The sequence below is a fragment of the Streptomyces sp. NPDC033174 genome (genome assembly GCF_055577795.1).
The window spans coordinates 45260-70841 of record NZ_JBVIPQ010000001.1 but is presented as its reverse complement, the minus strand read 5'-3'; the positions used below and the strand labels follow the sequence as shown (position 1 = coordinate 70841).

Below are 25582 nucleotides of genomic sequence, written 5' to 3'. Positions count from 1 at the left end.
GCCCGCCGGCACGGTCGCCGCGCTCAGGAACGCCCCTGCGGTGAGATACGCGCCCGTGCTGAGGTGCGTCCGGTGTTGAGGTGCGTCGCGGTGTTGAGGCGCGTGTCTACCGCTTGGCGGAGCCCACCATCACCAGAGCCTGGTCCAGCGCCTGCAGAAAGCGGTTCGTCGTCGCCCGGTCGCGCACCGCGAGCCGCAGCCATTCCGTACCCAGGCCGGGAAACGTGTCACCGCGACGGGCCGCGAAGCCGAGCCCCCGCAGCCTCTCCCGTACGGCGTCCGCCCGCTCCATCCGCACCAGGACGAACGGCCCCTCGGCCGCCTCGACGGCCTGGACCTCGTCGAACTCGGCGAGCCCCGCCAGCAGATGCGTCCGCTCCACCGTGATCCGGTGCGCCGCATGCTCCGCCTCCGCCAGCGCCGCCCGCGTCATGCACGCCTCGGCCGCCGCCAGCGCCGGTGTCGACACCGGCCACAGCGGCTGCGCCCGCTCCAGCGCCGCGATCGTCTCCGGACCGGCCAGCACATAGCCGATCCGCAGCCCGGCGAGCCCCCAGGTCTTGGTGAGGCTGCGCAGCACCACGAGCCCCGGCACATCGGTCCGTCCGGCCAGCGCCTCCCGCTCGCCCGGCACCGCGTCCATGAACGCCTCGTCGACCACGAGCGTCCGCCCCGGCCGGGCCAGCGCGGCGATCGTCCCCGCCGGGTGCAGGACCGACGTCGGGTTGGTCGGATTGCCGATCACCACCAGATCGGCGTCCTCGGGCACGGCGGCCGGATCCAGCCGGAAGCCGTCCTTCTCGCTCAGCAGCACCCGCGTCACCTGGTGCCCGGCGTCCCGCAGCGCCGCCTCCGGCTCGGTGAACTGCGGATGCACGACGACCGGCCGCCGCGCCGGAAGCGCCCGGGCGATCAGTACGAACGCCTCGGCCGCGCCCGCCGTCAGCAGCACCCGCTCCGGCGCCAGATCGTGGCGCGCCGCGACGGCGGAGCGCGCGGCCCGGCCGTCCGGGTACGCCGCGAGCCCCGTGAGCGAGTCCGCGATCCGCTGCCGCAGCCACTCCGGGGGAGTGTGCGTACGGACATTGACCGCGAGATCGATCAGCTTCTCGTCCCGTACCTCCGCGTCACCGTGGTGGCGCAGATCGTGGACGCCGTCGGCAGGAGGAATGCCGGCATGACCGTCATGGACGTCGTGAACGTCAGGGTGCGTATACATGGCCGCCGTGGTGTGGGTGGGGGGTGGGGTGGACGGCAGTCCGTCGGGGACGGCCTGCCGGTGGAGCGACTCCCGGGGAAGTAACTCCGCGGCGGATCCGACGACATCGGCGGACCGCACTCGGCGTCGGGCGGGGCGCCCGCCGGACACCACCGTGGGAAGGGGCGCGGCGAACGCCGTTTTCTCAGCGGTGTACCCGTGTCCCTCGGACAACAATCGCGAGGATGAGCCAGGTTCAGCGAGGTTAAACCCGTACATCATGGACGCCCCGGGGGGCCTGGGGGAAGGGAGTCGACCGGGCAGTCGAGACGGGCCACCGCGCAGGTCGCCCTCCCCGCCCGCCCCAGGGGTGTCGACTTCCGCTTGGGAACCACCAGTTCACCGCCCTCGGCCAGCGCCGCGGCCTCCGCCACCGAAGCGGTCCCCACCGCGGCGAGCGCCGCCCCGGACGGATGGGGCACCGCCACCCCGGCCAGCCGCGCGGCCGGATACGCGCGCAACGGCACCCCGAGCCGCGCCGCCGCCCCGGCCACCCCCGGCTCCGCCGCCTTCGCGTCGACCGTCGCCACCGCGACGACCGCCGTCAACGCCAGGCCCGCGTCCCGGAGCACCCCCTCGATCAGTCCCGTCATCTCGTCCACGGACACACCGCGACCGGCCCCCACGCCGACCACCAGCGCTCCCGGCCCGTTCACAGGACCGCCCCCGGCAGGGACACACGGCACGGCCGGATGTGCGCGCGGCCCCCTCCATCGGATAGCAAAGGCCCATGGCCGTATTCGTCGCGCTCGGCGCGTTCCTGATGACGCTGTTCGGCGGCTGGACGGCCGGCCGGGTCACCGACCGGCGTCACCTGGTCCTGGGACTGGCCGGGGGCCTGATGCTCGGCGTGGTCGGCCTCGACCTGCTCCCCGAGGCGATGGAGGCGGCGGGCGGCGATGTCTTCGGCGTGCCCGAGGCGCTGCTCCTCTTCGTCGGCGGCTTCCTGCTCGCGCACCTGGTCGAGCGGCTGCTGGCCGTCCGCCAGGCCGCGCACGGGGTCGCCAGGGACGAACGCGTCCCGCAGGTCGGCCTGACCGCCGCCGCCGCGATGGTCGGGCACAGCCTGATGGACGGCGTCGCGCTCGGCGCGGCCTTCCAGGTCGGCGGCGGCATGGGCGCGACCGTCGCGCTCGCCGTCATCACCCATGACTTCGCCGACGGGTTCAACACCTACACGATCACCAGCCTCTACGGGAACGCCCGCAGCAAGGCCGTCGCGATGCTCGTCGCCGACGCCCTCGCGCCGGTGGCCGGCGCCGCCTCCACGCTGTTCTTCACCCTCCCGGAACAGCTCCTCGGCGGTTATCTGGGCTTCTTCGGCGGCGCGCTGCTCTACCTCGCGGCCGCGGAGATCCTGCCCGAGGCCCACCACGACCACCCGGCGCGCTCGACACTGGCGTGCACGGTCGCCGGAGTGGCGTTCATCTGGCTCGTGGTGGGCCTGTCGGAGGGCTGACATCGCTGCTCACACCCGGCAGTGCTCGACGAATCTGCGGGCGGTGCCCGGAACAGCCGCCCAGTGGGTGTGCAGATAACTCGCGTGCACGCTCCCCTGGACGAACCCCTCCACGCGCGGCTCGGGCTGCCGCAGCCCCCAGGCCGGCGCCGGCCCCGCACCGGGCTCGATGACCGTGCGGTGGAATTCGTGCCCGCGCATCCGGGTGCCGGCGGCGGCCAGCGGGCTGTCACTCACCGCGACGGCGTCCCGGTAGCCGAGCGTCAGGCGCTCCGACATCCGCGCGTCGGCGTCCAGCACCCCGCACATCGGCTTCCCGTCCAGCGTCCGGGCGAGATACAGCAGTCCCGCGCACTCGGCGGCCACGGGCGCGCCGCTGTGCGCCAGCGCGGTGACGGCCTCGCGCAGACGGGAGTTGGCCGACAGCTCGGAGCCGTACATCTCGGGAAAACCGCCCCCGATGACCAGTCCGGCGGTCCCCTCGGGCAGCCGCTCGTCGTGCAACGGGTCGAAGGGAACGACCTCGGCGCCGGCCGCGGTGAGCAGCTCGGCGTGCTCGGCGTACGAGAACGTGAACGCGGCGCCGCCCGCGACGGCGATCACGGGACGCCCGGACCCGGCCGGTTCACCGGGCACGAACCCCGCGCCGGCCTCGGGAGCCCCCGCCGCCGCCCCGGGCTCCCACGCCTCGCCCGACAGATCCGGCGCCGAACGCGCCAGCGCCAGCAGGGCGTCCAGGTCGCACCCGGCCCGTACCTGCTCGGCCTGCGCCGCCACGGCCTCCACCGCGGCCGCCTGCCGCTCGGCGACCGGGACCAGGCCCAGGTGCCGCGAAGGCGTCGCCACGGCCGGGGCGCGCCGCAGCACCCCCATGACCGGGACGCCCGACTCGCCCAGCGCCTCCCGCAGCAGATGCTCGTGCCGGTCGGTGGCGACCTTGTTGAGGATCACCCCGCCGATCCGCACCTCGGGGTCCCAGGACGCGAAGCCGTGCACCAGCGCCGCCACCGAGCGGGACTGCGACGAGGCGTCGACGACCAGCACGACCGGCGCCCCGAGCAGCTTGGCGACCTGCGCCGTGGACGCCAGCTCGCCCTGGTCGGCGGCGCCGTCGTACAGCCCCATCACACCCTCGACGACGGCCAGTTCGCAGCCGCGCGAGCCATGGGCGAAGAGCGGCGCGATCAGATCCGTACCGCACATGAACGCGTCGAGGTTCCTGCCCGGCCGGCCGGTGGCCAGCGCGTGGTAGCCCGGGTCGATGTAGTCCGGGCCGACCTTGTGCGGCGAGACGGCCATGCCCCGCCGCGCGAACGCGGCCATCAGGCCGGTCGCGACGGTGGTCTTGCCCGCGCCCGAGGCGGGCGCGGCGATGACGAGACGTGCTACCACTCGATGCCCCGCTGGCCCTTCTGACCCGCGTCCATCGGGTGCTTGACCTTCGACATGTCGGTGACCAGATCGGCGAAGTCCACCAGCTCCTGCGGGGCGTTGCGGCCGGTGATCACCACATGCTGCTGCCCGGGCCGGTCCCGCAGCACCTGGACGACCTCGGCGGTGTCGATCCAGCCCCAGTGCAGGAGGTAGGCGAACTCGTCGAGGACGTAGAACTTGTACTTCTCCTCCGCGAGGTCCCGCTTGACCTGCTCCCAGCCCTCGCGGGCCTTGTCCTCGTGCGACTGCTCGCCCTCGGCGGGTGCGCGCTGGATCCACGACCAGCCCTCGCCCATCTTGTGCCAGTCGACGGTCCCGCCCTGGCCGGTGGCTCCGAGAGCCTTGAGCGCGTTCTCCTCGCCGACCTTCCACTTCGCCGACTTGACGAACTGGAACACCCCGACCGGCCAGCCCTGGTTCCAGGCGCGCAGCGCCATGCCGAACGCTGCCGTCGACTTGCCCTTGCCGACACCCGTGTGCACCATCACCAGCGCCCGGTTGCGGCGCTGGCGGGTGGTGAGACCGTCCTGGGGTACGACGGTCGGCTGTCCCTGCGGCATTAAGCGGCCCTCCTCGTTGTCTGCGCGGCCTGTCCGGCCCGCACGTCCCTGACCAGTCCGGCGATGCTGTCGGCGCGCAGCTCGTCGAGTGTGACGGCGGTGCCGCCGAGATCCCGGGCGAGCTGCCCGGCGAGACCGAGCCGCACCGGCCCCGTCTCACAGTCCACGACGACCGAGGCGGTGCCCTCGGAGGCGTGCAGCCGGGCGGCCCGGGCGGCGAGCGCCACCGGGTCGGCGCCGCCGCCGGTGGCCCGGCCGTCCGTGACGACGACCAGCAGGGGGCGGCGCGACGGATCGCGCAGCCGCTCCACCCGCAGCACGTCGTGCGCCCTCAACAGCCCGGAGGACAGCGGCGTCCGCCCGCCCGTCGGCAGCTGCTCGAGACGCGCGGCGGCGGCGTCCACGGACGAGGTCGGCGGCAGCGCCACCTCCGCCTCCTTGCCCCGGAAGGTGACCAGGCCGACCTTGTCGCGCCGCTGGTAGGCGTCGAGCAGCAGCGACAGCACCGCGCCCTTGACGGCGCCCATCCGCTGCCGGGCCGCCATCGACCCGGAGGCGTCGACGACGAAGAGGACCAGATTGCCCTCCCGGCCCTCGCGGGTGGCCTGCCGCAGATCGTCCCGGCGCACCACGAGCCCCGGCCCCGACCGGCCGCGCGCCCGCTGATGGGGAGCCGCGGCCTGCACGGTCGCCGCCAGATGCAGCTTGGTGAGCGCCCCGCGCGGCCGCCGCGACCCGGTGGTCCTGCCGTGCTCGGTACGGGCCCGGGATCGGCGGCCCGCCGCGCCCTCGCCCAGCCCGGGAACGCTCAGCATCTTCGTGCGGAACGGCTCGGCGGCCTTCACGGGCGCGCGCTCGCCGGCGCCCCCACCGGGGGGCGGTGGCGGCGCGCTCTCCTCGGACTGGGCGCTCTCCGGCGTCTGAGCGCCGTCGGGGCCGTCGCCCTGGGGCGGCACACCGCCCCCACCACCGGGGCCGCCGCCGTCGGGACCCGGATCCGGGTCGTCGTCGCCCTGCCCGTCGTCCTCGTCCTCGCCCTTGAACTCCTCCAGCGTCTCGTCGAGCTTGTCCTCGTCGAGGCCGGGGGCGTCGAAGGGGTTGCGCCTGCGCCGGTGGGGGAGGGCCAGCAGCGCGGCCTGCCGAACGTCGTCGGACGTGACCTCCGTACGCCCCGCCCACGCGGCCAGCGCCGTCGCCGTCCGCGCCATCACGATGTCCGCGCGCATGCCGTCCACCTCGAACGCCGCGCAGGTGGCGGCGATCTGCAGCAGCGCCGCGTCGCCCAGCCGCACCTCGGGCAGCAGCGCCCGGGCGGCCACGATCCGGTTCCGCAGCGCCGTCTCCTCGCCGGCCCAGCGCGCCGCGAAGGCCGCCGGATCGTCGTCGTGGGCCAGCCTGCGCCTGACCACCTCGACCCGCAGCTCCGGATCGCGCGAGGCCGCGACCTCCACCGTGAGCCCGAAGCGGTCCAGCAACTGCGGTCGCAGCTCGCCCTCTTCCGGGTTCATGGTCCCGACGAGCAGGAAACGCGAGGCGTGCCGGACGGAGACGCCTTCACGCTCGACGTACGAGGCGCCCATCGCGGCGGCGTCCAGCAGGAGGTCGATCAGATGGTCGTGAAGGAGATTGACCTCGTCCACGTACAGGATTCCCCGGTGCGCGGCGGCGAGCAGCCCCGGCTCGAAGGCCTTCACGCCCTCGGCGAGCGCCCGCTCGATGTCCAGCGCACCGACGAGCCGGTCCTCGGACGCGCCCACCGGCAGCTCCACCATCCGGGCCGGACGGGACGCGGCCGGACCGGTCTCGTGAGGGCCGTCGGGGCACTGAGCGTCGGGAGCCGCCGGATCGCAGCTGAAGCGACAGCCCGCGACCACCGGCACCTCGGGCAGCAGGTCGGCCAGAGCCCGCACGGCGGTGCTCTTGGCGGTCCCCTTCTCGCCGCGTACGAGGACACCGCCCACCGCCGGGCTGACGGCGTTGAGCAGCAACGCCAGCCGCAGGTCGTCCATGCCGACGACGGCGGTGAACGGATACCGGGTGCTCATCGGGTGATCGCTCCTTCAAATCGCAGTCGTTCGGGTCGCTGTCGTTCGGGTCGCTGTCGTTCGGGCCGACGGTGTGCGGGACGCGGTCGTTCGGGTCGTGTGCCTGCGCCGCCCGCCGGGCTCACGGGGCACCCGGCGGGACGAACGGCAGTCCCGAGGGCGGACCCTGTTCGATGAGCCGCATCAGCGCGTCGGTGTCGGCGTGCTCCTCGATCAGATCGCCGAGCCGGTCCAGCTGCTCCTCGCGCAGTGTGCCGAAGCTGGTGTCGGGCGACGGGACGAAGCGGCGGCCCGCCGCGGCCGCGACCCGCCGCAGGAACGCCCGCCGGAACCCGTCGCTCTCCAGCGACCCGTGCCAGTGCGTCCCCCACACCGAACCGACCCGGCAGCCGTCCAGGAACGGCTCCCCGCCCCGCACGTCGGCGACGCCGTGGTGGATCTCGTACCCCTCGACCCGCTCGCCGAGGGCCTCGCCCACGGGCCGCGCGAGCGTCTTCTCGGGCGCGAAGCGCACCCGTACCGGCAGCAGCCCGAGCCCCTCGACCGCCCCGGCCCTGGACTCGACGTCGTCCTCGATGTGCTCGGACAGCGCCTGGAAACCGCCGCAGATGCCGAGGACCGGCCGGCCCTCCGCCGCGCGCCGCGCGAGCGCGTCCGCGAGCCCGCGCTCGCGCAGCCACGCCAGCGCCTTCACGGTGCCCCGTGTGCCGGGGACGACCACCAGGTCCGCGTCGACGAGCTCCTCGGCCCGGTCCACGAACCGCACCACCACACCCGGTTCGGCGGCGAGCGCGTCCACGTCCGTGAAGTTGGACATCAGGGGTACGGCACAGACCGCCACCCGCAGCACGTCCTCACCGACCGGCGGCGCGACGACGGACTCCCGCACCGCGCCGCGCAGGGACACCCGCAGCCCGTCCTCCTCGTCGATGCCGAGTCCGTGCGCGTAGGGCAGCACACCGAACGTCCGCCGCCCGGTGAGCCCGTGGAGCATCTCCAGGCCCGGCTCCAGCAGGGTCACGTCGCCGCGGAACTTGTTGACCAGATAGCCCGCGATCAGCTCCTGGTCCTCGGGTGCGAGCAGCGCCGTCGTCCCGAAGAACTGCGCGAAGACCCCGCCCCGGTCGATGTCCCCGACCACGACGACGGGAAAGCGGGCGGCCCGCGCGATTCCCATGTTCACGATGTCCGTACGCCGCAGATTGATCTCCGCCGGACTGCCGGCCCCCTCGCAGATCACGGCGTCATACGTGCCCCGCAGCTCCTCCAGGCACGCCACCACGGGCTCGAAGAGCTCCCGCTGCCTTCCCCCGTGGTAGCCGCGGGCGCTCAACTCGCCCACCGGCTTGCCCATGAGGACGACCTGGCTGGAGCGGTCGCCGCCCGGCTTGAGCAGCACCGGATTCATCAGCGCGGTCGGCTCCACCCGGGCGGCCTGCGCCTGCATGGCCTGGGCGCGCCCGATCTCGGCGCCCTCGCGGGTCACGAAGGAGTTGAGGGACATGTTCTGCCCCTTGAAGGGGGCGACCTTCACGCCCTGCCGGACCAGCCAGCGGCAGATGCCCGCCGTGACGACACTCTTGCCCGCGTCGGAGGTGGTCCCCGCCACCATCAGTCCGCCGCTCACGCACGCCTCCCCTTGATGGACCCGGCGGCCAGCCGTCCGGCCACACACACCGCGAGGGCCAGCGCGCTCACCCGGCGCGACAGCCGCACCGCGCGTTCGATGTCCGCGACCCCGACGTCGCGGCCCTCTGCGTTCAGTACGGGCCGGTGCTCGACCCGTCCGGCGTACGAGAGGGTGCCGCCGAGCCGTACGCCCAGCGCGCCCGCGAAGGACGCCTCCACCGGCCCCGCGTTGGGGCTCGGGTGCTTGGCGGCGTCCGCCCGCCAGGCGCGCCGCGCGCCGCGCGGGTTCCCGCCCGCGAGCGTCGCCAGGACGGCGGTCAGCCGGGCGCCGGGCCAGCCGGCCACGTCGTCGAGGCGGGCCGACGCCCACCCGAACCGGCGATACCGGGGGGACTTGTGCCCCACCATCGCGTCCAGGGTGTTCACGGCGCGGAAGCCCAACAGGCCCGGCACGCCCCCGAGCGCGCCCCACACCAGCGCCCCCACCACGGCGTCGGACGTGTTCTCGGCGACGGACTCCACGACCGCGCGGGCGATCCCCGGGCCGTCCAGCGCCTGCGGGTCGCGGCCGCACAGATGCGGCAGGCGCTCGCGGGCCACGTCGATGTCACCGGCGGCCAGAGCCCCGCCGACGGCGCGTGCCTCGCGCCCCAGGGACGTACCGCCCACGACGGACCAGACGGACGCGGCGGTCAGGGCGACGGCGGCGGCGCGCCGGCCGCGAACGGCGCGGGCGGCGAGCGCGGCGGCCGCCACGGCGCCTCCGGCGCACACCGCGGCGTGCGCGGCGCCCCAGCCCCGGTGGTCACGCCACAACACGCCCTCGACGGCGCCGGCTGCCCTCCCGAACGCGGCGACGGGGTGCCCGCGGCGGGGATCGCCGAGAACCAGATCGGCCACCAGACCGGCGGTGGCGCCGTACGCGAAGACAGCTGTGGCTGTACTACGGCCAGGCATGGCGCAATGTCCTCACTCAGGGTCCGCGCCCTGGCTCGACGTGACCGGCGGTGAGAGTTCCTGGCTCCCGAGCTCGCGCTCGGTCACAGTGGCGGGACCGCGCCGGATTCGCACCGGACTTCCTCTACTGCCGCCGTAAATGGCCTCGGCAGTCCACCACGCTGCCCGAACGCCCGTCAACTCACCGTTGACCTGCGGCAGCACACTGTGCGCAGGCCCACAGCGCCCTGGAACGGGCCCGGAAAACACGACGGCCGGGAGGCCCTCACCCGAAGGTGGGAGCCGCCCGGCCGTGCGCCGTGCGGATGATCAGACGACGATCAGATAGATGCCGTACGCCACGGCCGCCGCGCACAGCGCGAAGCAGGCATAGGCGCCGGTGCGGGCCATGGTGGCCGACCCGCCCTGAGCGGCGGCGGACTCCTGCTTGGAGAGGCCGACGATGCCGAGGGTGAAGAGGCCCACCAGGGCGACGGTGGCCACGAGACTGACACCGAAGACGGTGCCGAGAGCTGCCCAGTCGATCTTCATGCGGTTCGTTCCTTACACCGTTGCCGGAGCGCTGGGGGCTGCCGGGTCGACGGGAGCCGGCGACGGGATGGTGGTCTTGAGGTCGTCGGTGAGGGTGCCGGCCGGCGGCGGGGAGACGGCCGCGATGGCGGTCGTCACGACGCCCGCGGGCTCCGCGATCTCATCGTCGGTGACGTTGTGGTGGTCGATCGGCTTGCGGCGCGACAGCGTCCAGATCACACCGGAACCGGCGATCAGGAGGACGGCGGTGGCGGCGACGCCCCAGGAGCCCTGCCCGGTCAGGAACCCGGCGGCGGCGGCGACCAGACCGGCGGCCGGCAGGGTCAGACCCCAGGCGACGAACATCCGGGTCGCGGTCGACCAGCGGACCACGCCGCCCTTGCGGCCGAGGCCCGCGCCCATCACGGCGCCGGAGCAGGACTGGGTGGTGGAGAGCGAGAAGCCCAGGTGCGAGGAGGCCAGGATGACCGTGGCGGCGCTGGTCTGGGCGGCGAAGCCCTGCGGCGGCCGGAGGTCGGTGAGGCCCTTGCCCATGGTGCGGATGATGCGCCAGCCACCGAGGTACGTGCCCATCGCGATCGCCAGACCGGCGGCGACGATGACCCACATCGGAGGGTTGGAGCCGGGGGCGAGGACGCCGCCGGTCACCAGGGCCAGGGTGATGACACCCATGGTCTTCTGGGCGTCGTTGGTGCCGTGCGCCAGGGAGACGAGACCGGCCGAGGCGATCTGACCGGCCCGGTAGCCCTTGGCGGTGGCCTTCTCGTCCGTACGGCTGCCGATCTTGTACGTCAGCCGAGTGGCGAGCATCGCGGCGAGACCGGCGACGATCGGCGCGGCCACGGCGGGAAGCAGGACCTTGGTGACCACGACGCTGCCGTTGACCGACGACCAGCCGGCCGACATGACCGCGGCGCCGATGAGGCCGCCGAAGAGCGCGTGGGACGAGCTGGACGGCAGGCCGAGCAGCCAGGTCAGCAGGTTCCAGAGGATGGCGCCGACGAGCGCCGCGAAGATCACTTCTGTCTTGATGCCGGACTCGTTGATGATCCCGCCGGAGATCGTCTTGGCGACCTCCACGGACAGGAACGCGCCGACGAGGTTGAGCACGGCGGACATGGCCACCGCCGTCTTGGGCTTGAGGGCACCGGTCGAGATGGTCGTCGCCATCGCGTTGGCGGTGTCGTGGAAACCGTTCGTGAAATCGAACACGAGAGCTGTCACGACCACAATCGCGAGCAGCAGCGTGATGTGTTCCATTTACCCAGGCAATCGTTTGACGTCAGTGGCTCGATGAACGTAGGCAACCTGAGTGAACGGAAGATGAACTGGGAGGGGCATGGTGGTGACCCCATTAGGGGGTCTCTCGCTCCGCTTGCCGATGTGACCGGCGGTAGGCCCGGTGGATACGGGCCGTACGAGGCATTGCCTCCTCTTCGCTCACTCTTCGGACGGTCTGCCCGATGCATCAGAAGAGATCCTGATCACGTGGCGGCCGTCTTCGCGACCTGGCTGGCACGATCGCCGTATGGAACGTGAGATCGAGCGGGCGTGGCGCGACCTGGTGGACACGGCCCGCAGAACGGTGGCGGACGGCCTGGTCGTCGGCACCTCGGGCAATGTCTCCGTACGGGTGGGAGAGCGGATCCTCGTCACCCCCAGCGGGGTCCCCTACGACCGGCTGACCCGCGAGGACGCCGTCGCCGTCGATCTCGACGGCACCCGCGTCCTCGGCGAGCTGGCTCCCACCAGCGAGCTGCCGACGCATCTGGAGATCTACCGCGCCACCTCCGCCGGAGCCGTCGTGCACACCCATGCCGTGCACGCCACGGCGGTCTCCACTCTCGTGAGCGAGCTCCCGCCGGTCCACTACATGAGCGGCGCCCTCGGCGGCCCCGTCCGCGTGGCGCCGTACGCGCTCTACGGGACGCGGGAGCTGGCGGCGCACACGCTCCGGGCCCTGGACGGCCGTACCGGCTGCCTGCTGCGGAACCACGGAACCCTCACCTACGGGGACACCCTCGACGAGGCCTACGACCGCACCGCGCAGCTGGAGTGGATGTGCCGCCTCTGGCTCGCCGCGAGCTCCGTACCGGGCCTCAGCCCGTCCCTGCTCTCCGACGCCGAACTCCACGAGGCGGGAGAGAAGCTCCAGGCCTACGGCCAACCGCACCCGGCCGGCTGACCAGGCCGCTGACCGGGCCCAGCGGCCTCTGCCCGCTGGCGGCCGGCCGGAGTACGCGCCGTGCCGACGCTCCCTCGGGCGCTGCGCGCGGCGGGTTCGACCGACCGCGGGCCGAGCCCGTACAGGCCGTCGGCCGGCGCAGGCGTCCGCGCCCACTGGCACCCGCCCCCGCCCGCGCCGACACTGGGACAGTGCGCCCGGCTAAAGCGACGGCAGCGGCCGTCACCACACTGATCGGTGTCGGCGCGGCCGCGATCGCGGCCGGTCGGTACGCCTCCGACGCCGCCCTGAAGGCGCGGCCCGGCAGACCCCTGCCCGGTGACCCCCGGCTCACCGTCCACGACACCGCCCCCGGCCGGATCACCCTGACCCGCAGCCTTGCCGCGCTGCGCCCGGGAACGTACGGCCTCGAGGGCAACGGCGTGCACGCCGTCGTCGGCCCGGTCCTCGACACGGCGGCGCACACCGCGGACACCGTCGTGCGCCGGCTGGAGCGCGTCGAGCACGGCACCCTCCTCACCGGCACCCACGTCCGGCTCACCCCCGAACTCCACAGCGGCACACCGGCCACGGCGGCCGGTGTCGACTACGAGGACCTGGAGGTGCCCGGCGAGCTGGGCGCCCTGCCCGCGTGGTTCGTCCCCGGCGCCCGCTCCACCTGGGTCATCACCGTGCACGGCCTCGGCACCACCCTGCGCCATCCGCTGAACCTGCTCCCGTGCCTCAACGGTCTGCGGTTCCCGGTGCTCGACCTCGCCTACCGCGGAGACGCCGGCGCACCGCGTCCCACGGACGGACTCGGCCACCTCGGCGACTCCGAGTGGCGCGACGTGGACGCCGCCATCCGGCACGCCGTCCGCCTCGGCGCCGAGCGCGTCGTCCTGCACGGCTGGTCCACCGGCGCGTCCATGGCCCTGCACGCCGCCGCCAACTCCGGTCTGCGCGACCGGATCAGCGGCCTCGTACTGGACTCGCCCGTCCTGGACTGGGAGACGACCCTGCGGGCCCTCGCCGCGGCCCGCCGCGTCCCGGCCGTGCTGCTGCCGCTCACCGTCCGGGCCGCCCAGGGGCGCACCGGTCTGCACGGCGGCCGCCTCCGGGCAGCGGCCGACCCGGGCGCGCTGCGCGTACCCACCCTCGTCTTCCACGGGCCCGACGACACCCTCGCCCCCTGGCAGCCCTCCCGCGACCTCGCCGCCCGCCGTCCCGGGCTCGTCTCCCTGCACACCGTCAGGAACGCCCCGCACGCCGCGATGTGGAACGCCGACCCCGCCCGCTACGAAGAGGCGCTGCGCCGCTTTCTCACCCCCCTCATGTGACCCCCGCGCACCCACCGAGCAGCCCCGCCCGTGCCTCCCCGGGACCGCCCGCGACAGCGGCGATGCGCATTCCGTTTGGGCTTTCGGGCCGACAGCGGGAAGACTGCCCCCGTGACGTCTCGAAAGCCTGATGAGCAACTGGCGCGCAACTCCAGACTCCGACTCGTCCGTCCGCGGCCCCTCGTCACGGCCCGACGGGCCGTGACGACCCGGCGTACCCGTCCGGCGTCGCGGCCGCCCGAGGGCACCCCGCCCCCGGCGGAGCTCGCCCGCCAGGCGCGGGCCGTCCTCGCCGACGCCGTACGCATCGCCCGGTGGGCCGCCGTCGAGCGCGGCCAGGACGCCGCCCCCGCGAAGGAACGCGCTGCGGCGGCCCTGGACCTGACGCCGGACCAGGTGCGGGCGGGATGGGACCGCGCCCGCCTCGCCGGACTCGTCGAACTGCACGGCGGCACGGCGCGCCCCGGCTGGCGCCTGCACGCCTGGGACCGTGACGACACCGCCGTACTGCGCGGCTGGGTCGCGCTGTTCGACGCCTGGTCACTGGTCCACCCGGCGCCCGACGACGTTCCCCCGGCCGCCGTCGCCGAGGTCGTCGAAGCCGTCCCCCAGGTGCTCTCCCTCCTTCAGCTCTCGGCCGGTCCCGTGCTCGTCCCGGCCCTCCTCGACCTGCTCCAGCAGCGCGTCGCCGAACTGCGCGAGGAACGCTGCGAGGTCCCCTACGGCCCCCAGCTGCCCGACGCGGCGCAGCCGCCGGCCGGGGCCGACGCCCCCCTTCCGCTCTCCCCCCTCCTCGAGTGGGCGCTCGAAGGCCTCGCCGCGGTCGGCGCCCTGACCCTCGGCGACGGGCAGGCCACCCTCACCCCCCTCGGCAACTGGGCGGTCTGGGTCAAGCTGGAGCAGATCTGCGTCGCCGCGCAGAGCCCCGCCGGCCATATCGAGCAGTCCGCCGAGGACATGCTGCGCGGCTGCGCCCGTCTCACCCCCGGCCCGGCCCGCGCCGAGTACCGCGCCTGGCTCGCCGCCCGCACGCTCGGCAGCGCCGTCTCCGAACTCCTCGCCGTCGCCCGCGGCGAGGACGCCCTGCTGCGCGGCCTCGCGTTCGAGGCCCTGCGGGTCGTCGGCGCCCCCGCCGAGGCCGAGGTCCGTGCCTGCGCGCAGGAGCCCTCGCTGCGCCCCTACGCGCTGCTCTGGCTCGCCGAGTACGAGGGCGCGGATCCCGACGAGGCGCCCGATGTCCTCAGCCGCGAGGAAGCGACCTGGCTCTGGGTGGACACCGCGGCGGCCGTCGCCGACCACGGTGAGAGCGCCCTGCTGGTCCGCCACCTCGACTCGGCGGTGCAGGGCACCGTCCCCGCCCTCCTCGACGAGGTCCGGGCCGTGGGCCATCCCCGTACCGTGCAGGTCCTGGTGGCCCTCGCGGCCGCGCACCCGGACCCGGCCCTGGCCAAGGCGGTCCGCAGAGCAGCCTTCCAGGTGCACACCGGGGGCGCGTGACGGTCTACTCCGAGGCGCCGGGGGAGTACGTCCCGAAGCTCCAGATGTTCCCCTCGGCGTCCCGGGCCATGTAGTCCCGCGAGCCGTAGTCCTGGTCCGTGGGCGGCATCACGATCTCCACGCCGTGCTCGACGGCCCGCGCGTGGTGCGCGTCCACGTCGTCGACATGGACGAAGACCCCCGTCGGCCCGGCGTTCGCCATCAACTTGTCGAACTCGCTGCCGGTGCCCTTGCTGCCGAGCATCACCATGCCGTTCCCGTACGACAGCTCGGCGTGCATCACTCTGCCGTCCTCGCCCTCGTACACCGCGGTGTCCGTGAACCCGAAGGCCTCCGTGAGCTGCCTGATGGCCGCCTTGGCGTCGTCGTACGTCAGGGTCGGACAGATGTGCGGTGCCTCTGCCACCTCGATCACTCCATCTCGCTCGTACGCAGAATGTGACCTGGGTCTCAGTCTGGCACCCGGCACTGACAACGCACGGCTGCGCGCGAATTCCCAGGGCTCGGCTCACTCGCCGTGGGACAAGCGCGGGCTCGAGCGTCAGCGGAAGGTGTCGCACCGAGCCATGTCGCCCGTGCTGTAGCCGTTGTAGAACCACTGCTGACGCTGCCGGGCAGAACCGTGCGTCCAGCTCTCCGGCGTCACCCGCCCCTGGAACTTCTCCTGGATCCGGTCGTCGCCCACCGCCGCGGCGGCGTCCAGGCCGTCCTGAATGTCCGCGTCCGTCAGCCGCGTCAGCAGCGGCCGGCCCGTCTTGTCGTCCGGCGTGGTCGTCGCGTGGCGCGCCCACACCCCGGCGTAGCAGTCCGCCTGCAGTTCCACCCGCACGGCGTTGCTGTTCGCTCCCTGCCGCCCGTCCTGCGCCCGCTCCAGTGTGCCCATGAGGTGCTGCACGTGGTGGCCGTACTCGTGCGCCACCACATACGCCTGCGCGAACGGGCCGCCCGACGAACCGAAGGTCGTCCGCAGATCGTTGAAGAACCCCAGATCGAGGTAGACCTGCCGGTCCCCGGGGCAGTAGAACGGCCCCACCGCCGAGGTCGCCGACCCGCAGGCGGTGCCGACCCGGCCGGTGAACATCACCGTCCGCGCGTCCGCGTACCGGCCGCCCCTGCGCGCGTACTCCGCGCGCCAGTAGTCCTGCACGCTGTTGACGACCGCGACGGTCCGGCAGTCGTCCCGGGCGTTGGCGTCCGCCCCGGTCCGGCAGGTCCGGCCGACCTCGGCCGCGGACGACGCGGTCGGCGCCGGGTCGTCGTCACCGGACGAGAGCCCCAGCTGCTCCGGCCCCACCCCGAAAACCAGCCCGAGGATCAGCGCGATGAAGCCGACGATGCCGCCGCCGACGGTGGCCCGCCCGCCCGGAACGCGGCTGCCCCGGACGTCCTGGACCTCGGACGTGTCCAGGTCGGCGTCGTCGTCGAACTGCATGGGGCACCACCCTCCGCATCGTCGTCACCGCGGCAGGGGCCGCCGCCCTGCGCCGAGTATCGATCACCCGGTTCCGTACTGCCCCTTTTGTTCGTCACACGTGACCTCGGTCGCATGGCCGAAAAGCAGTTGCACAAGCCCGTTAGACTGGGCCGTATGGCCATTCTCCTTGTGCATTAGGCGGCGTCGAAGCCCCTGCGCCCCGTCGTCCTTCCGCCGTCCATACCGCCCTGGAGTCTGTCCGTGATCACCGCTTCCGGCATCGAGCTGCGCGCCGGCGCCCGCATCCTCATCGAATCCGCGTCCTTCCGCATCGCCAAGGGCGACCGCATCGGCCTCGTCGGCCGCAACGGCGCGGGAAAGACCACCCTCACCAAGTGCCTGGCCGGCGAGGGCCTCCCCGCCGGCGGCACCATCACCCGCTCCGGCGAGGTCGGCTATCTGCCGCAGGACCCGCGCACCGGTGACCTCGACGTCCTCGCCCGCGACCGTGTCCTCTCCGCCCGCGGCCTCGACGAGACGCTCCGCAGGATGCGTGAGAACGAGGACCGGATGGCGAACGGCAAGGGCGCCACCCGCGAGCGTGCGATGAAGAAGTACGAGCGCCTGGAGACCGAGTTCCTCACCAAGGGCGGGTACGCCGCCGAGGCCGAGGCCGCCACGATCGCCGCCGCCCTGGGCCTCCCCGACCGGGTCCTCGGCCAGCCGCTGCACACCCTCTCCGGTGGTCAGCGCCGCCGGGTCGAGCTCGCCCGGATCCTCTTCTCGGACGCCGACACCCTGCTCCTCGACGAGCCCACCAACCACCTCGACGCCGACTCCATCGTCTGGCTGCGGGACTACCTCAAGTCCTACCGCGGTGGCTTCATCGTGATCTCCCACGACGTCGACCTGGTCGAGACCGTCGTGAACAAGGTCTTCTACCTGGACGCGAACCGCTCGCAGATCGACGTCTACAACATGGGCTGGAAGCTCTACCAGCAGCAGCGCGAGGCCGACGAGAAGCGCCGCAAGCGCGAGCGCCAGAACGCCGAGAAGAAGGCCGCCGCCCTCAACTCGCAGGCCGACAAGATGCGCGCCAAGGCCACCAAGACGGTCGCCGCGCAGAACATGGCCAAGCGCGCCGAGCGGCTGTTGTCCGGCCTGGAGGCCGTCCGGGTCTCCGACAAGGTCGCCAAGCTGCGCTTCCCGGAGCCCGCGCCCTGCGGCAAGACCCCGTTGACGGCCGAGGGTCTGTCCAAGTCCTACGGCTCGCTCGAAATCTTCACCGATGTGGACCTCGCGATCGACAAGGGCTCCCGGGTCGTCATCCTGGGCCTCAACGGCGCCGGCAAGACGACGCTGCTGCGGCTGCTCGCCGGCGCCGAGAAGCCCGACACGGGCGAGGTCACCGCGGGGCACGGCCTCAAGCTCGGCTACTACGCGCAGGAGCACGAGACGCTCGACCCGGACCGCACGGTCCTCGAGAACATGCGCTCCTCCGCGCCCGACCTCGACCTCGTCGAGGTGCGCAAGACGCTCGGCTCGTTCCTCTTCTCCGGCGACGACGTCGACAAGCCCGCCGGGGTGCTCTCCGGTGGCGAGAAGACGCGTCTGGCGCTGGCGACCCTGGTCGTCTCCTCGGCGAACGTGCTGCTCCTGGACGAGCCGACGAACAACCTCGACCCGGCCAGCCGTGAGGAGATCCTCGGGGCGCTGCGCACCTACAAGGGCGCGGTCGTCCTCGTCACGCACGACGAGGGCGCCGTCGACGCGCTGGAGCCGGAGCGGATCATCCTCCTGCCGGACGGTGTCGAGGACCTGTGGGGCCCGGACTACAAGGATCTCGTCGCCCTCGCCTAACCGTCTTGCGTGACGAGTCCCAGCTGACCCGCCCCGCCCGGTCCCGTTCGGGGTTGCTCCGTCCCGCTCCGGCGGCCCGTACGTGCCGCCGTACCGGGCCCGAGCCCGGCGCGCGGCTCCGTTGATCATCTCCATATGGATCATTCGGCCCATGGGTGATCCGTCATCTGAGTGAGTACGTCTCGTACCGCGGCGTGGCGCCGGGTGGATTCCGTCCACCCGGCCCCGCGCCGCGTCGTCGTTCTCGGCGCTCTCCCCGCGCACCGCTGACCTGCCCATTCACCCTGAGGCCCGCCGCCGCGGTCGCGGACAGGGCAGCGGAATCGTGCATTCCGCTCGTGACGACGGTCTGCCGCCCTTCAAACCTCCCCGCACAGACCTTGTCGAATGGGTGGCCAGGAAGCCCGCTAGGGGTGATCATGAGAGTCCAGAGCGCACTTCCCATGAGGAGGCACGGGTGGCCGAGACTCTGAAGAAGGGCAGCCGGGTGACCGGCGCCGCGCGCGACAAGCTCGCGGCAGACCTGAAGAAGAAGTACGACTCCGGTGCGAGCATCCGGGCGCTGGCCGAGGAAACCGGCCGCTCCTACGGATTCGTCCACCGGATGCTCAGCGAGTCCGGAGTGACGCTGCGGGGACGCGGCGGAGCGACCCGAGGCAAGAAGGCCGCCACGGCCTGACGTCCGGGGCGTCCGGAAACCTCCGGGGTCATCTTGGATCCCGGCGATATCCAGGGCGCGGCTCGTTCCGGGCGTGGCTCGTTCGGCCCCACCGGTATTCGGCGTGGCCACCCGGTCGGTCGTGCGGTCGACCGGGTGGTTACTGTGCAGTCACTTAACTGTGCTGCACCGGAACCGGAGGAGCCCCATGACCTCGCTCGACTCTGTGCTCGTTGTGTTCGACAAGGACGGCGTACGGCTCACCGTCGAGGACGCCGTTGCCAAGGTGACCTTGACCAATCCGGCCAAGCGCAACGCTCAGTCTCCCGCTCTGTGGCGGGCGTTGGCGGAGGCCGGACGGTCGCTGCCGGGCAGCGTGCGGGTCGTGGTGCTGCGGGGCGAGGGCAAGTCCTTCTCCGCGGGGCTCGACCGGCAGGCGTTCACGCCCGAGGGCTTCGACGGCGAGCCGTCCTTCCTGGACCTCGCGCGCGGTTCCGACGCGGATCTCGACGCGGAGATCGCCGAGTACCAGGAGGCGTTCACCTGGTGGCGCCGCAACGACATCGTGTCGATCGCGGCCGTCCAGGGACACGCGATCGGCGCCGGCTTCCAGCTCGCCCTCGCCTGTGACCTGCGGGTCGTGGCACAGGACGTGCAGTTCGCCATGCGCGAGACGAGCCTCGGCTTGGTCCCCGACCTCACCGGTACGCACCCCCTGGTCGGCCTGGTCGGTTACGCCCGCGCCCTGGAGATCTGCGCCACAGGCCGGTTCGTCCACGCGGACGAGGCCGAGCGCGTGGGCCTGGCCAACCTTGTGGTGCCCGCCGACGAACTCGACGGCGCCGTGCGTGATTTGAGCGCCGCCCTGCTGGCCGCCCCGCGCGATGCGGTCATCGAGACGAAGGCGCTCCTGCGTGGCGCGTCCGACCGCACGTACGAGGACCAGCGCGCCGCCGAACGCGCCGCCCAGGCCCGCCGTCTGCGCGACCTCGCCGGCCTGGCCGACTAGCGGCGCCCGGGCGCCACCCGGCATCACCCGCCGCCTCACTGACGCACCTCGGTGACCAGTACGGTAACCGGCAGTGGGGCGGCCAGAACCATGCCGACCGCCGTGCGGACCGTTCGGGCCACGTCCAGGGCCCGATGTTCCGCGAAGGTCGCCAGCTCGACCCGGACATGGTCCTCGGCCGTGTGGACCGAAGGCCCCAGCGACGTCGTCAGCGCGGCGACCCCCGCCACGTCCAGCGCGGCCCGGGCGGCCTCCCCGGAGGGTACGGCGGAGGGCGCGGCAGCCGCGCCCCGTCGCCCGGTCGGCGCAGCGCCGTCGGCGGAATCCCGGACCGGGCCCGATGTCGCGCCGGGAGCCTTCTCCACCAGGCCCGTCACCCGGAGATCCACCCGGGTGACGACCAGGCCGAGCCGTTCGTCGGCGGCTCTGAAGAGCGCGGACCGCAGCTCCTCGGCGAGGACGGGCAACGCCGTGTTCCCCGACGCCTCGAAGTCCGCCTCGATCCTCAGCGCGCCCGCCGCGATGGCGCCCGGAGGCGGCGGGAAGTCGGCCGCGCCGGCCGCCCCCGGATCCGCGAGCGCCACCCGGACACTGCCGGGCGACACGCCTTGCACCTCCCACCCCGCGCGCCGCAGGACATCCTCGGCCGCTCGCTCCGCCAGCCATGTCCCGTCCATCGGGCCGCCCAGCGGAAGCAGCCGGCCGATGCTCAGTCGGCTTCGTACAGCCGCGGCCCATCCGTCACCGGTCGTCATTCCTCCAGCCTGCCGCATCTCCGGCGCGAGACGGGGCAAGCACACCTAATGTGGGCAGAGAAGTGCAAACCTGCCCGGAAGGGACGAGTCGATGACTGACAGCTCACAGGCCAGGCAACCGGCCGCCGACGACGCCAGGAAGACGTCCGTGACCAAGCGGGGTGGCGGCGACCCGGCCTCCCGTGGTCGCACCACCATCGCGGACGGGGTGGTCGAGAAGATCGCCGGACTCGCCGCCCGCGACGCCGTCGGCGTCCACGCGATGGGCAGCGGACTCTCCCGCACGTTCGGCGCAGTGCGCGACCGTGTGCCGGGCGGGACCAAGTCCAACGTCAGCCGTGGGGTGAAGGCCGAGGTCGGCGATGTGCAGACCGCTATCGACCTGGAGATCGTCGTCGAGTACGGCGTCTCGATCGCCGACGTCGCCCGCGAGGTGCGCGAGAACGTCGTCGCGGCCGTCGAGCGGATGACCGGGCTGGAGGTCGTCGAGGTCAATATCGCCGTGAGTGACGTGAAGCTCCCCGACGAAGAGGACGAGGAGCCGGAGTCCCGGATTCAGTAGGCGGTACGAAGGGGCAGAGATGAGCATGGCGGTGGTCGGCCTGATGGCCGGAATGGCCCTCGGCTTCGCCGGATTCTTCGGCGGATTCGGGGCGTTTGTGCTGGTCGCGGCGTTGGGGGCGGTCGGCTTCGTGACCGGCAGGTTCCTCGACGGCGACCTCGAACCCGGATACTTCTTCCGGGGTCGCGAACGCGGCGAGCGGCGGCGGTGACCCGGGGTGCCGGCGGAGCGGGTCGGGGCCGCCGACCGTGGGGAGACCACGATCGCCGACCGGGTCGTGGCGAAGATCGCGTCGCGGGCAGCGCGTGAGGCGCTGGTCAAAGTGCCGGTGGGCGGCGCCCCGCCCCGCGCCTCCGTTGTCGTACAGCGCGACACGGCACGTGTGAGGGTGACCCTCGAACTGGACTACCCCTCCGACATCGGCCGCCAGTGCGGCACCGTGCGTCGGCATGTCACCGAGCGGGTGAGGGCGCTGGCGGGGATGGAGGTGCCGGAGGTGGCGGTCCAGGTGGAGCGTCTGCATTCCGCGCACACACGCCACGAGGACCGGGAGAGGCTCCGATGACCCACTCGCCCGGAGGCCCGAGCGGCCCGCCCGCCGGCGCACCGACGGATCCGGACCGGTCCGGGTCCGCCGCGAGCTACGAGCCGGTGCCCGTACTGGACAAGGGCGAAGAGGCCCCGGCCCGGCGCTTCTGGTCCGCGCGCCGGATCCCGGCCGGTCTCGCGGCGGCGGCCGTACTGGCGGGCACGGGACTGCTCCTGTACGACATCGCTTCCGTACGCGCGAACCGCTCGGCCATGCAATGGCGCCGCTCCCTCGCCCGCGAACTCTCCGAGCGCCCCCTGGAGAACCCCTGGGTTCTGGTCGGTGCCGGCCTCGCGGTGGCGCTCGGCCTCTGGCTGATCGTGCTCGCCCTGACCCCCGGGCTCCGGGCGGTCCTGCCGATGCGGCGCGGCCCGGGCGTACGCGCGGGGCTCGACCGGGACGCGGCGGCGCTGGCCCTGCGCGACCGGGCGATGGAGGTCTCGGGCGTCCAGTCGGTACGGGTGAGGGTGCGGCGGACCAGGGCCCGGGTGCGGGCGGTCTCCCACTTCCGTGAACTCGACGACGTACGTGCCGATCTCGACGAGGTGCTCGCCACCCGCATCGGGGAACTCGGACTGGCCCGGCCGCCGGCGCTCACGGTGCGCGTGGGCCGCCCGGCGCGAAAGCGATGAGAGGGTGAGGACGATGGTCCGCGGTGTTCTGCAGACGGTCAATCGTGTTCTGCTGGGCCTGGCGGGTCTGGTGCTCCTGCTGGTGGGTGGCGGCGTGCTCGCGGCGGGGTTCGACCTCGACGTCCCGTCGTGGTGGCCGTGGTACGGCCCGCGCGACGTCCTGCTGAGCGACGCCGACCGGGCCCGGTGGCGGGACGAGGGCTGGTGGTGGCCGGTGGTCATCGCGGTGCTCGCGGTGGTGGTGATTCTCGCGATGTGGTGGCTCCTGGCCCAGTTCCGGCGTGCCCGGCTGGCCGAGGTCCTCGTCGACAGCGGTGACGGCGAAGGGGCGTTGCTGCGGGGCCGGGCGCTCGAGGGCGTCCTGGAGCGGGAGGCCGAGTCGCTGGACGGCGTCGCCCGCGCCCATGTCCTGCTGACGGGCCGCCGCACCGCGCCGAGGACCCGGGTCGCGCTGCAGCTGGAGCCGTACGCGGCCCCGCGGGACGCGCTGACCCGGCTGACGGACGAGGCGGTGGCCCACGCGAGGGACTCCGCCGGGCTGGCGGAACTGCCGACGGAGGCCCGCCTCAGAGCGGTCCGCCACGGCGCCAAGCGGGTGACCTGACAGCGGGCCGGCCGTGCTCGCGCCGACACGGCCGGACCAGGCCCCGGCATCGCGCCCCGGTCAGAAGCCGTGCCTCGCCCCGCCGTCCACCGGCAACATGATGCCGGTCAGGTAGGACGCCGCCGGAGACAGCAGGAACGCCGCCGTGTTGCCGAACTCCTCGGGTGTGCCGTACCGGCGCAGCGGGATCTGCGACTCGTTGGCCGCGCGGGACGCGTCCGCGTCGCCCGACAGGGCGTCCAGCTGACGCACCCGGTCCGTGTCGATGCGGGCCGGCAGCAGGCCGACGACCCGGACGCCCCGGGGGCCCAGCTCGTCAGCGAGGGACTTCGCGAAGCCGGCGAGGCCCGGGCGCAGACCGTTGGAGATGGTGAGACCGGGGATCGGTTCATGGACCGAGCCCGACAGGACGAAGCCGATCACGCCGCCCTCGCCGAGGGCCGCGGCCGCCGTGCGTGCCATCCGGACCGCGCCCAGGAAGACGGACTCGAACGCCGCCTGCCACTGCTCGTCGGTGTTGTCCGCCGCGAAGCCCGGCGCCGGTCCGCCCACGCTGATCAGGATGCCGTCGAAGCGGCCGAACTCGGCATGGGCCCGGGCGATCACCCGGTCCGCCGAGCGCGGGTCGGCGTTGTCCGCCACGACACCCACCGTGTTCGGCCCCAGCTCCTGCGCCGCGGCGGCGACCGACTTGTCGTCGCGCCCGGTGACGACGACCTTCGCCCCGTCGGCGGTCAGGGCCTGCGCCGAGGCGCGGCCCAGTCCACGGGTGGCTCCGGTCACGACGTACACACGGTCCTTCAGTCCAAGATCCATGGACCTATCCTGCCGGGTCGGCCCCGGCGAGCGCGAGGGCGGTCCCCACCAGCCCGATGTGGCTGAACGCCTGCGGGAAGTTGCCCAGCTGCCGCCCCGACACCGGGTCGTACTCCTCCGCGAGCAGCCCCACGTCGCTGCGCAGTTCGAGCAGCCGCTCGAACACCTCACGCGCCTCGTCGGGCCGCCCCATCAGCAGGAGCGCGTCCGCCAGCCAGAAGGTGCAGGCCAGGAAGGACCCCTCGTGCCCCGGCAGCCCGTCCACCGCCACGCCCTCGGTGGAGTAGCGGCGTACGAGACCGCCGTGGCCCAGCTCCTCGCGGACCGCCTCCACCGTGCCCACCACGCGCGGGTCGTCCGGCGGCAGGAACCCGACCCGGGGAATCAGCAGGGTCGCCGCGTCCAGCTGCCGCGAGCCGTAGGACTGGGTGAACGTGTTGCGCACGGGGTCGTAGGCCTTCTCGCACACCTCCCGGTGCACCTCTTCGCGCATTGCCCGCCACCGCCCCACGTCGCCCTTGAGCGAGGGGTTCGACTCGAGCGTGCGGACGGCGCGGTCGGCGGCGACCCAGGCCATCACCTTCGAGTGCGTGAAGTGGCGGCGCGGCCCGCGCACTTCCCAGAGCCCCTCGTCCGGTTCGCGCCAGTGGGTCTCGAGGAAGCCGAGCAGACTGAGCTGGAGGTTCCAGGAGTGCGACTCGCCCATCAGCCCGGCCTCGCGCGCCTGGAACATCGAGTCCATGACCTCGCCGTACACGTCGAGCTGAAGCTGGTTCACGGCCGCGTTGCCGATCCGCACGGGCACCGAGCCACCGTAGCCGCGCAGCCAGGGCAGTACCGTCTCCGGCAACCGCCGTTCGCCGCCCGGTCCGTACATGATCTGCAGGTCGGCCGGATTGCCGGCGACGGCCCGCAGCAGCCAGTTCCGCCATGCCTGGGCCTCGTCGAGGTATCCGGCCGACAGCAGCGCGCCGAGGGTGAGGGTGGAGTCGCGGAGCCAGCAGTAGCGGTAGTCCCAGTTCCGTACCCCGCCGAGCTCCTCCGGCAGGGAGGTGGTCGCCGCGGCGACGATCCCGCCCGTCGGGGCGTAGGTGAGCGCCTTGAGGGTGATCAGCGAACGGATGACGGCTTCCCGGTAGGGACCTTCGTACCGGCAGCGCGCCGCCCACTCCTTCCAGTCGGCGAGGGAGTGTTCCAGCGCCTCGTGCGGATCGATGAGGGCGGGGCGCGGCTCGTGCGAGGGGTGCCAGGTCAGGACGAAGGCCACCTTCTCGCCCGCGCCCACCGTGAACGACGAGCAGGTGCTGTACTGCTGGCCCCAGGTCTTGACGGCCGGTTCACTGCGCAGCCAAGCGGAGTCGGGGCCGGCGATGGCCACCCGGTGGCCGTCCGAGCGCCGCACCCACGGAACGATCGAGCCGTAGTCGAAGCGCAGCCGCAGGACGGAGCTCATCTCCACCTCGCCGCTGATGCCCTCCACGATCCGCATCACATCGGGGGCCTCGTCGCGCTGGGGCATGAAGTCGACGACCTTGACCGTGCCCGTGCGTGTCTCCCAGAACGACTCCAGGACGAGCGAGTCCTCCACATAGCCGCGGCGGGAGCAGGTGGTCGCGTCCTTGGGGGCGAGCCGCCAGTGGCCGTTGTTCTCGTCACCGAGGAGCGCGGCGAAGCAGGCCGCCGAGTCGAAGCGCGGCAGACAGAGCCAGTCGATCGACCCGTTCCGGCCGACCAGTGCGGCGGTCTGCAGATCCCCGATGAGTGCGTAGTCCTCGATGCGTTGCGTCACGCTCTGGCGTGTTCCCGCCC

Annotated in this window: 24 protein-coding genes, 1 pseudogene and 1 riboswitch; of the genes and pseudogenes, 12 read left to right on the top strand and 13 right to left on the bottom strand. The window is 73.2% G+C overall.

The window, feature by feature from the left end:
* Positions 1-106: 106 nt before the first annotated feature.
* Positions 107-1851 (bottom strand): annotated as a pseudogene (cobC, locus tag ACZ5VC_RS00365) (Rv2231c family pyridoxal phosphate-dependent protein CobC).
* A gap of 137 nt (positions 1852-1988) precedes the next feature.
* Between cobC and ACZ5VC_RS00360 the strand changes: the two are divergent.
* Complete coding sequence (locus tag ACZ5VC_RS00360; RefSeq protein ID WP_469117920.1) at positions 1989-2717, top strand: ZIP family metal transporter; 729 nt, start codon at positions 1989-1991, stop codon at positions 2715-2717.
* 9 nt (positions 2718-2726) lie between these two features.
* On the opposite strand, the gene ACZ5VC_RS00355 is transcribed toward ACZ5VC_RS00360, so the two are convergent.
* The 7 genes from ACZ5VC_RS00355 to ACZ5VC_RS00325 form a co-directional block, all read right to left on the bottom strand.
* The gene (locus ACZ5VC_RS00355) at positions 2727-4109 is read right to left on the bottom strand and encodes a cobyrinate a,c-diamide synthase (protein WP_469117919.1); all 1383 of its coding nucleotides are present in this window, start codon (positions 4107-4109) and stop codon (positions 2727-2729) included.
* Positions 4103-4711: a cob(I)yrinic acid a,c-diamide adenosyltransferase gene (gene cobO / locus ACZ5VC_RS00350; protein ID WP_469117918.1), complete on the bottom strand. Its 609-nt coding sequence runs from the start codon at positions 4709-4711 to the stop codon at positions 4103-4105. The genes ACZ5VC_RS00355 and cobO overlap by 7 nt, the downstream gene beginning before the upstream one ends.
* The gene (locus ACZ5VC_RS00345; protein WP_469117917.1) at positions 4711-6756 is read right to left on the bottom strand and encodes a putative cobaltochelatase; all 2046 of its coding nucleotides are present in this window, start codon (positions 6754-6756) and stop codon (positions 4711-4713) included. The genes cobO and ACZ5VC_RS00345 overlap by 1 nt, the downstream gene beginning before the upstream one ends.
* Before the next feature lie 121 nt (positions 6757-6877).
* Entirely contained in the window at positions 6878-8368 is a 1491-nt protein-coding gene (locus ACZ5VC_RS00340) for a cobyric acid synthase (RefSeq protein ID WP_469118882.1), read from the bottom strand.
* An 11-nt stretch (positions 8369-8379) separates the two neighbouring features.
* On the bottom strand, positions 8380-9342 hold the full coding sequence (locus ACZ5VC_RS00335; protein WP_469117916.1) for a cobalamin biosynthesis protein: 963 nt from the start codon (positions 9340-9342) through the stop codon (positions 8380-8382).
* A 35-nt stretch (positions 9343-9377) separates the two neighbouring features.
* Positions 9378-9515: riboswitch (cobalamin riboswitch) on the bottom strand.
* Positions 9516-9651: 136 nt separating this feature from the next.
* Positions 9652-9873 carry a hypothetical protein gene (locus ACZ5VC_RS00330; protein WP_469117915.1) on the bottom strand — a complete coding sequence of 74 codons (222 nt, stop codon included), beginning with the start codon at positions 9871-9873 and terminating at the stop codon, positions 9652-9654.
* Between the two features lie 12 nt (positions 9874-9885).
* Complete coding sequence (locus tag ACZ5VC_RS00325; RefSeq protein WP_469117914.1) at positions 9886-11133, bottom strand: inorganic phosphate transporter; 1248 nt, start codon at positions 11131-11133, stop codon at positions 9886-9888.
* Positions 11134-11401: 268 nt separating this feature from the next.
* Between ACZ5VC_RS00325 and ACZ5VC_RS00320 the strand changes: the two genes are divergently transcribed.
* From ACZ5VC_RS00320 to ACZ5VC_RS00310, 3 genes are all read left to right on the top strand, one after another.
* Entirely contained in the window at positions 11402-12058 is a 657-nt protein-coding gene (locus tag ACZ5VC_RS00320) for a class II aldolase/adducin family protein (protein WP_469117913.1), read from the top strand.
* A 191-nt stretch (positions 12059-12249) separates the two neighbouring features.
* Entirely contained in the window at positions 12250-13377 is a 1128-nt protein-coding gene (locus tag ACZ5VC_RS00315) for an alpha/beta hydrolase (RefSeq protein WP_469117912.1), read from the top strand.
* A 111-nt stretch (positions 13378-13488) separates the two neighbouring features.
* Positions 13489-14874 (top strand): hypothetical protein, encoded by a 1386-nt coding sequence (locus tag ACZ5VC_RS00310; protein ID WP_469117911.1) that lies wholly within the window; start codon positions 13489-13491, stop codon positions 14872-14874.
* 4 nt (positions 14875-14878) lie between these two features.
* On the opposite strand, the gene ACZ5VC_RS00305 is transcribed toward ACZ5VC_RS00310, so the two are convergent.
* Together ACZ5VC_RS00305 and ypfJ are read right to left on the bottom strand one after the other, a co-directional pair.
* Complete coding sequence (locus ACZ5VC_RS00305; protein WP_469117910.1) at positions 14879-15280, bottom strand: VOC family protein; 402 nt, start codon at positions 15278-15280, stop codon at positions 14879-14881.
* 135 nt (positions 15281-15415) lie between these two features.
* Complete coding sequence (gene ypfJ, locus ACZ5VC_RS00300; protein ID WP_469117909.1) at positions 15416-16306, bottom strand: KPN_02809 family neutral zinc metallopeptidase; 891 nt, start codon at positions 16304-16306, stop codon at positions 15416-15418.
* Between the two features lie 243 nt (positions 16307-16549).
* Here ypfJ and ACZ5VC_RS00295 point away from each other — a divergent pair, with 243 nt between their 5' ends.
* From ACZ5VC_RS00295 to ACZ5VC_RS00285, 3 genes are all read left to right on the top strand, one after another.
* Entirely contained in the window at positions 16550-18148 is a 1599-nt protein-coding gene (locus ACZ5VC_RS00295) for an ABC-F family ATP-binding cassette domain-containing protein (RefSeq protein WP_468711308.1), read from the top strand.
* A 457-nt stretch (positions 18149-18605) separates the two neighbouring features.
* On the top strand, positions 18606-18827 hold the full coding sequence (locus ACZ5VC_RS00290; RefSeq protein ID WP_018518904.1) for a helix-turn-helix domain-containing protein: 222 nt from the start codon (positions 18606-18608) through the stop codon (positions 18825-18827).
* Positions 18828-19014: 187 nt separating this feature from the next.
* A complete protein-coding gene (locus tag ACZ5VC_RS00285) occupies positions 19015-19815 on the top strand; it encodes an enoyl-CoA hydratase/isomerase family protein (RefSeq protein WP_469117908.1) in 801 nt (266 codons plus the stop codon).
* A gap of 35 nt (positions 19816-19850) precedes the next feature.
* Here ACZ5VC_RS00285 and ACZ5VC_RS00280 read toward each other — a convergent pair whose 3' ends face one another.
* The gene (locus ACZ5VC_RS00280; protein WP_469117907.1) at positions 19851-20570 is read right to left on the bottom strand and encodes a hypothetical protein; all 720 of its coding nucleotides are present in this window, start codon (positions 20568-20570) and stop codon (positions 19851-19853) included.
* A 91-nt stretch (positions 20571-20661) separates the two neighbouring features.
* Between ACZ5VC_RS00280 and ACZ5VC_RS00275 the strand changes: the two genes are divergently transcribed.
* The 5 genes from ACZ5VC_RS00275 to amaP are packed head-to-tail and all read left to right on the top strand — an operon-like array spanning position 20662 to position 22957.
* The gene (locus tag ACZ5VC_RS00275) at positions 20662-21132 is read left to right on the top strand and encodes an Asp23/Gls24 family envelope stress response protein (protein ID WP_469117906.1); all 471 of its coding nucleotides are present in this window, start codon (positions 20662-20664) and stop codon (positions 21130-21132) included.
* 19 nt (positions 21133-21151) lie between these two features.
* Positions 21152-21343: a hypothetical protein gene (locus ACZ5VC_RS00270; protein WP_469117905.1), complete on the top strand. Its 192-nt coding sequence runs from the start codon at positions 21152-21154 to the stop codon at positions 21341-21343.
* Positions 21344-21349: 6 nt separating this feature from the next.
* Entirely contained in the window at positions 21350-21697 is a 348-nt protein-coding gene (locus tag ACZ5VC_RS00265; protein WP_469117904.1) for an Asp23/Gls24 family envelope stress response protein, read from the top strand.
* Positions 21694-22353, top strand: a complete 660-nt coding sequence (locus ACZ5VC_RS00260; RefSeq protein ID WP_469117903.1) for a DUF6286 domain-containing protein — start codon at positions 21694-21696, stop codon at positions 22351-22353. Before ACZ5VC_RS00265 ends, ACZ5VC_RS00260 begins: the two co-directional genes overlap by 4 nt.
* 13 nt (positions 22354-22366) lie before the next feature.
* Entirely contained in the window at positions 22367-22957 is a 591-nt protein-coding gene (gene amaP, locus ACZ5VC_RS00255) for an alkaline shock response membrane anchor protein AmaP (RefSeq protein WP_469117902.1), read from the top strand.
* Between the two features lie 60 nt (positions 22958-23017).
* Here the strand turns inward: amaP and ACZ5VC_RS00250 are convergent, their stop codons facing one another.
* Positions 23018-23773: an SDR family oxidoreductase gene (locus tag ACZ5VC_RS00250; protein ID WP_469117901.1), complete on the bottom strand. Its 756-nt coding sequence runs from the start codon at positions 23771-23773 to the stop codon at positions 23018-23020.
* A gap of 4 nt (positions 23774-23777) precedes the next feature.
* Positions 23778-25562, bottom strand: a complete 1785-nt coding sequence (locus tag ACZ5VC_RS00245; protein WP_469117900.1) for a glycoside hydrolase family 15 protein — start codon at positions 25560-25562, stop codon at positions 23778-23780.
* Positions 25563-25582: the final 20 nt, after the last annotated feature.

Bases quoted from the DNA above. Each gene is read 5' to 3' on its own strand.
- ACZ5VC_RS00335 (WP_469117916.1), bottom strand. From the start codon at position 9,342: ATGCCTGGCCGTAGTACAGCCACAGCTGTCTTCGCGTACGGCGCCACC.
- ACZ5VC_RS00275 (WP_469117906.1), top strand. From the start codon at position 20,662: ATGACTGACAGCTCACAGGCCAGGCAACCGGCCGCCGACGACGCCAGG.
- ACZ5VC_RS00260 (WP_469117903.1), top strand. From the start codon at position 21,694: ATGACCCACTCGCCCGGAGGCCCGAGCGGCCCGCCCGCCGGCGCACCG.
- ACZ5VC_RS00330 (WP_469117915.1), bottom strand. From the start codon at position 9,873: ATGAAGATCGACTGGGCAGCTCTCGGCACCGTCTTCGGTGTCAGTCTC.
- cobO (WP_469117918.1), bottom strand. From the start codon at position 4,711: ATGCCGCAGGGACAGCCGACCGTCGTACCCCAGGACGGTCTCACCACC.
- ACZ5VC_RS00280 (WP_469117907.1), bottom strand. From the start codon at position 20,570: ATGACGACCGGTGACGGATGGGCCGCGGCTGTACGAAGCCGACTGAGC.
- amaP (WP_469117902.1), top strand. From the start codon at position 22,367: ATGGTCCGCGGTGTTCTGCAGACGGTCAATCGTGTTCTGCTGGGCCTG.
- ACZ5VC_RS00360 (WP_469117920.1), top strand. From the start codon at position 1,989: ATGGCCGTATTCGTCGCGCTCGGCGCGTTCCTGATGACGCTGTTCGGC.
- ypfJ (WP_469117909.1), bottom strand. From the start codon at position 16,306: ATGCAGTTCGACGACGACGCCGACCTGGACACGTCCGAGGTCCAGGAC.
- ACZ5VC_RS00320 (WP_469117913.1), top strand. From the start codon at position 11,402: ATGGAACGTGAGATCGAGCGGGCGTGGCGCGACCTGGTGGACACGGCC.
- ACZ5VC_RS00340 (WP_469118882.1), bottom strand. From the start codon at position 8,368: ATGGTGGCGGGGACCACCTCCGACGCGGGCAAGAGTGTCGTCACGGCG.
- ACZ5VC_RS00270 (WP_469117905.1), top strand. From the start codon at position 21,152: ATGAGCATGGCGGTGGTCGGCCTGATGGCCGGAATGGCCCTCGGCTTC.
- ACZ5VC_RS00345 (WP_469117917.1), bottom strand. From the start codon at position 6,756: ATGAGCACCCGGTATCCGTTCACCGCCGTCGTCGGCATGGACGACCTG.
- ACZ5VC_RS00325 (WP_469117914.1), bottom strand. From the start codon at position 11,133: ATGGAACACATCACGCTGCTGCTCGCGATTGTGGTCGTGACAGCTCTC.
- ACZ5VC_RS00285 (WP_469117908.1), top strand. From the start codon at position 19,015: ATGACCTCGCTCGACTCTGTGCTCGTTGTGTTCGACAAGGACGGCGTA.
- ACZ5VC_RS00250 (WP_469117901.1), bottom strand. From the start codon at position 23,773: ATGGATCTTGGACTGAAGGACCGTGTGTACGTCGTGACCGGAGCCACC.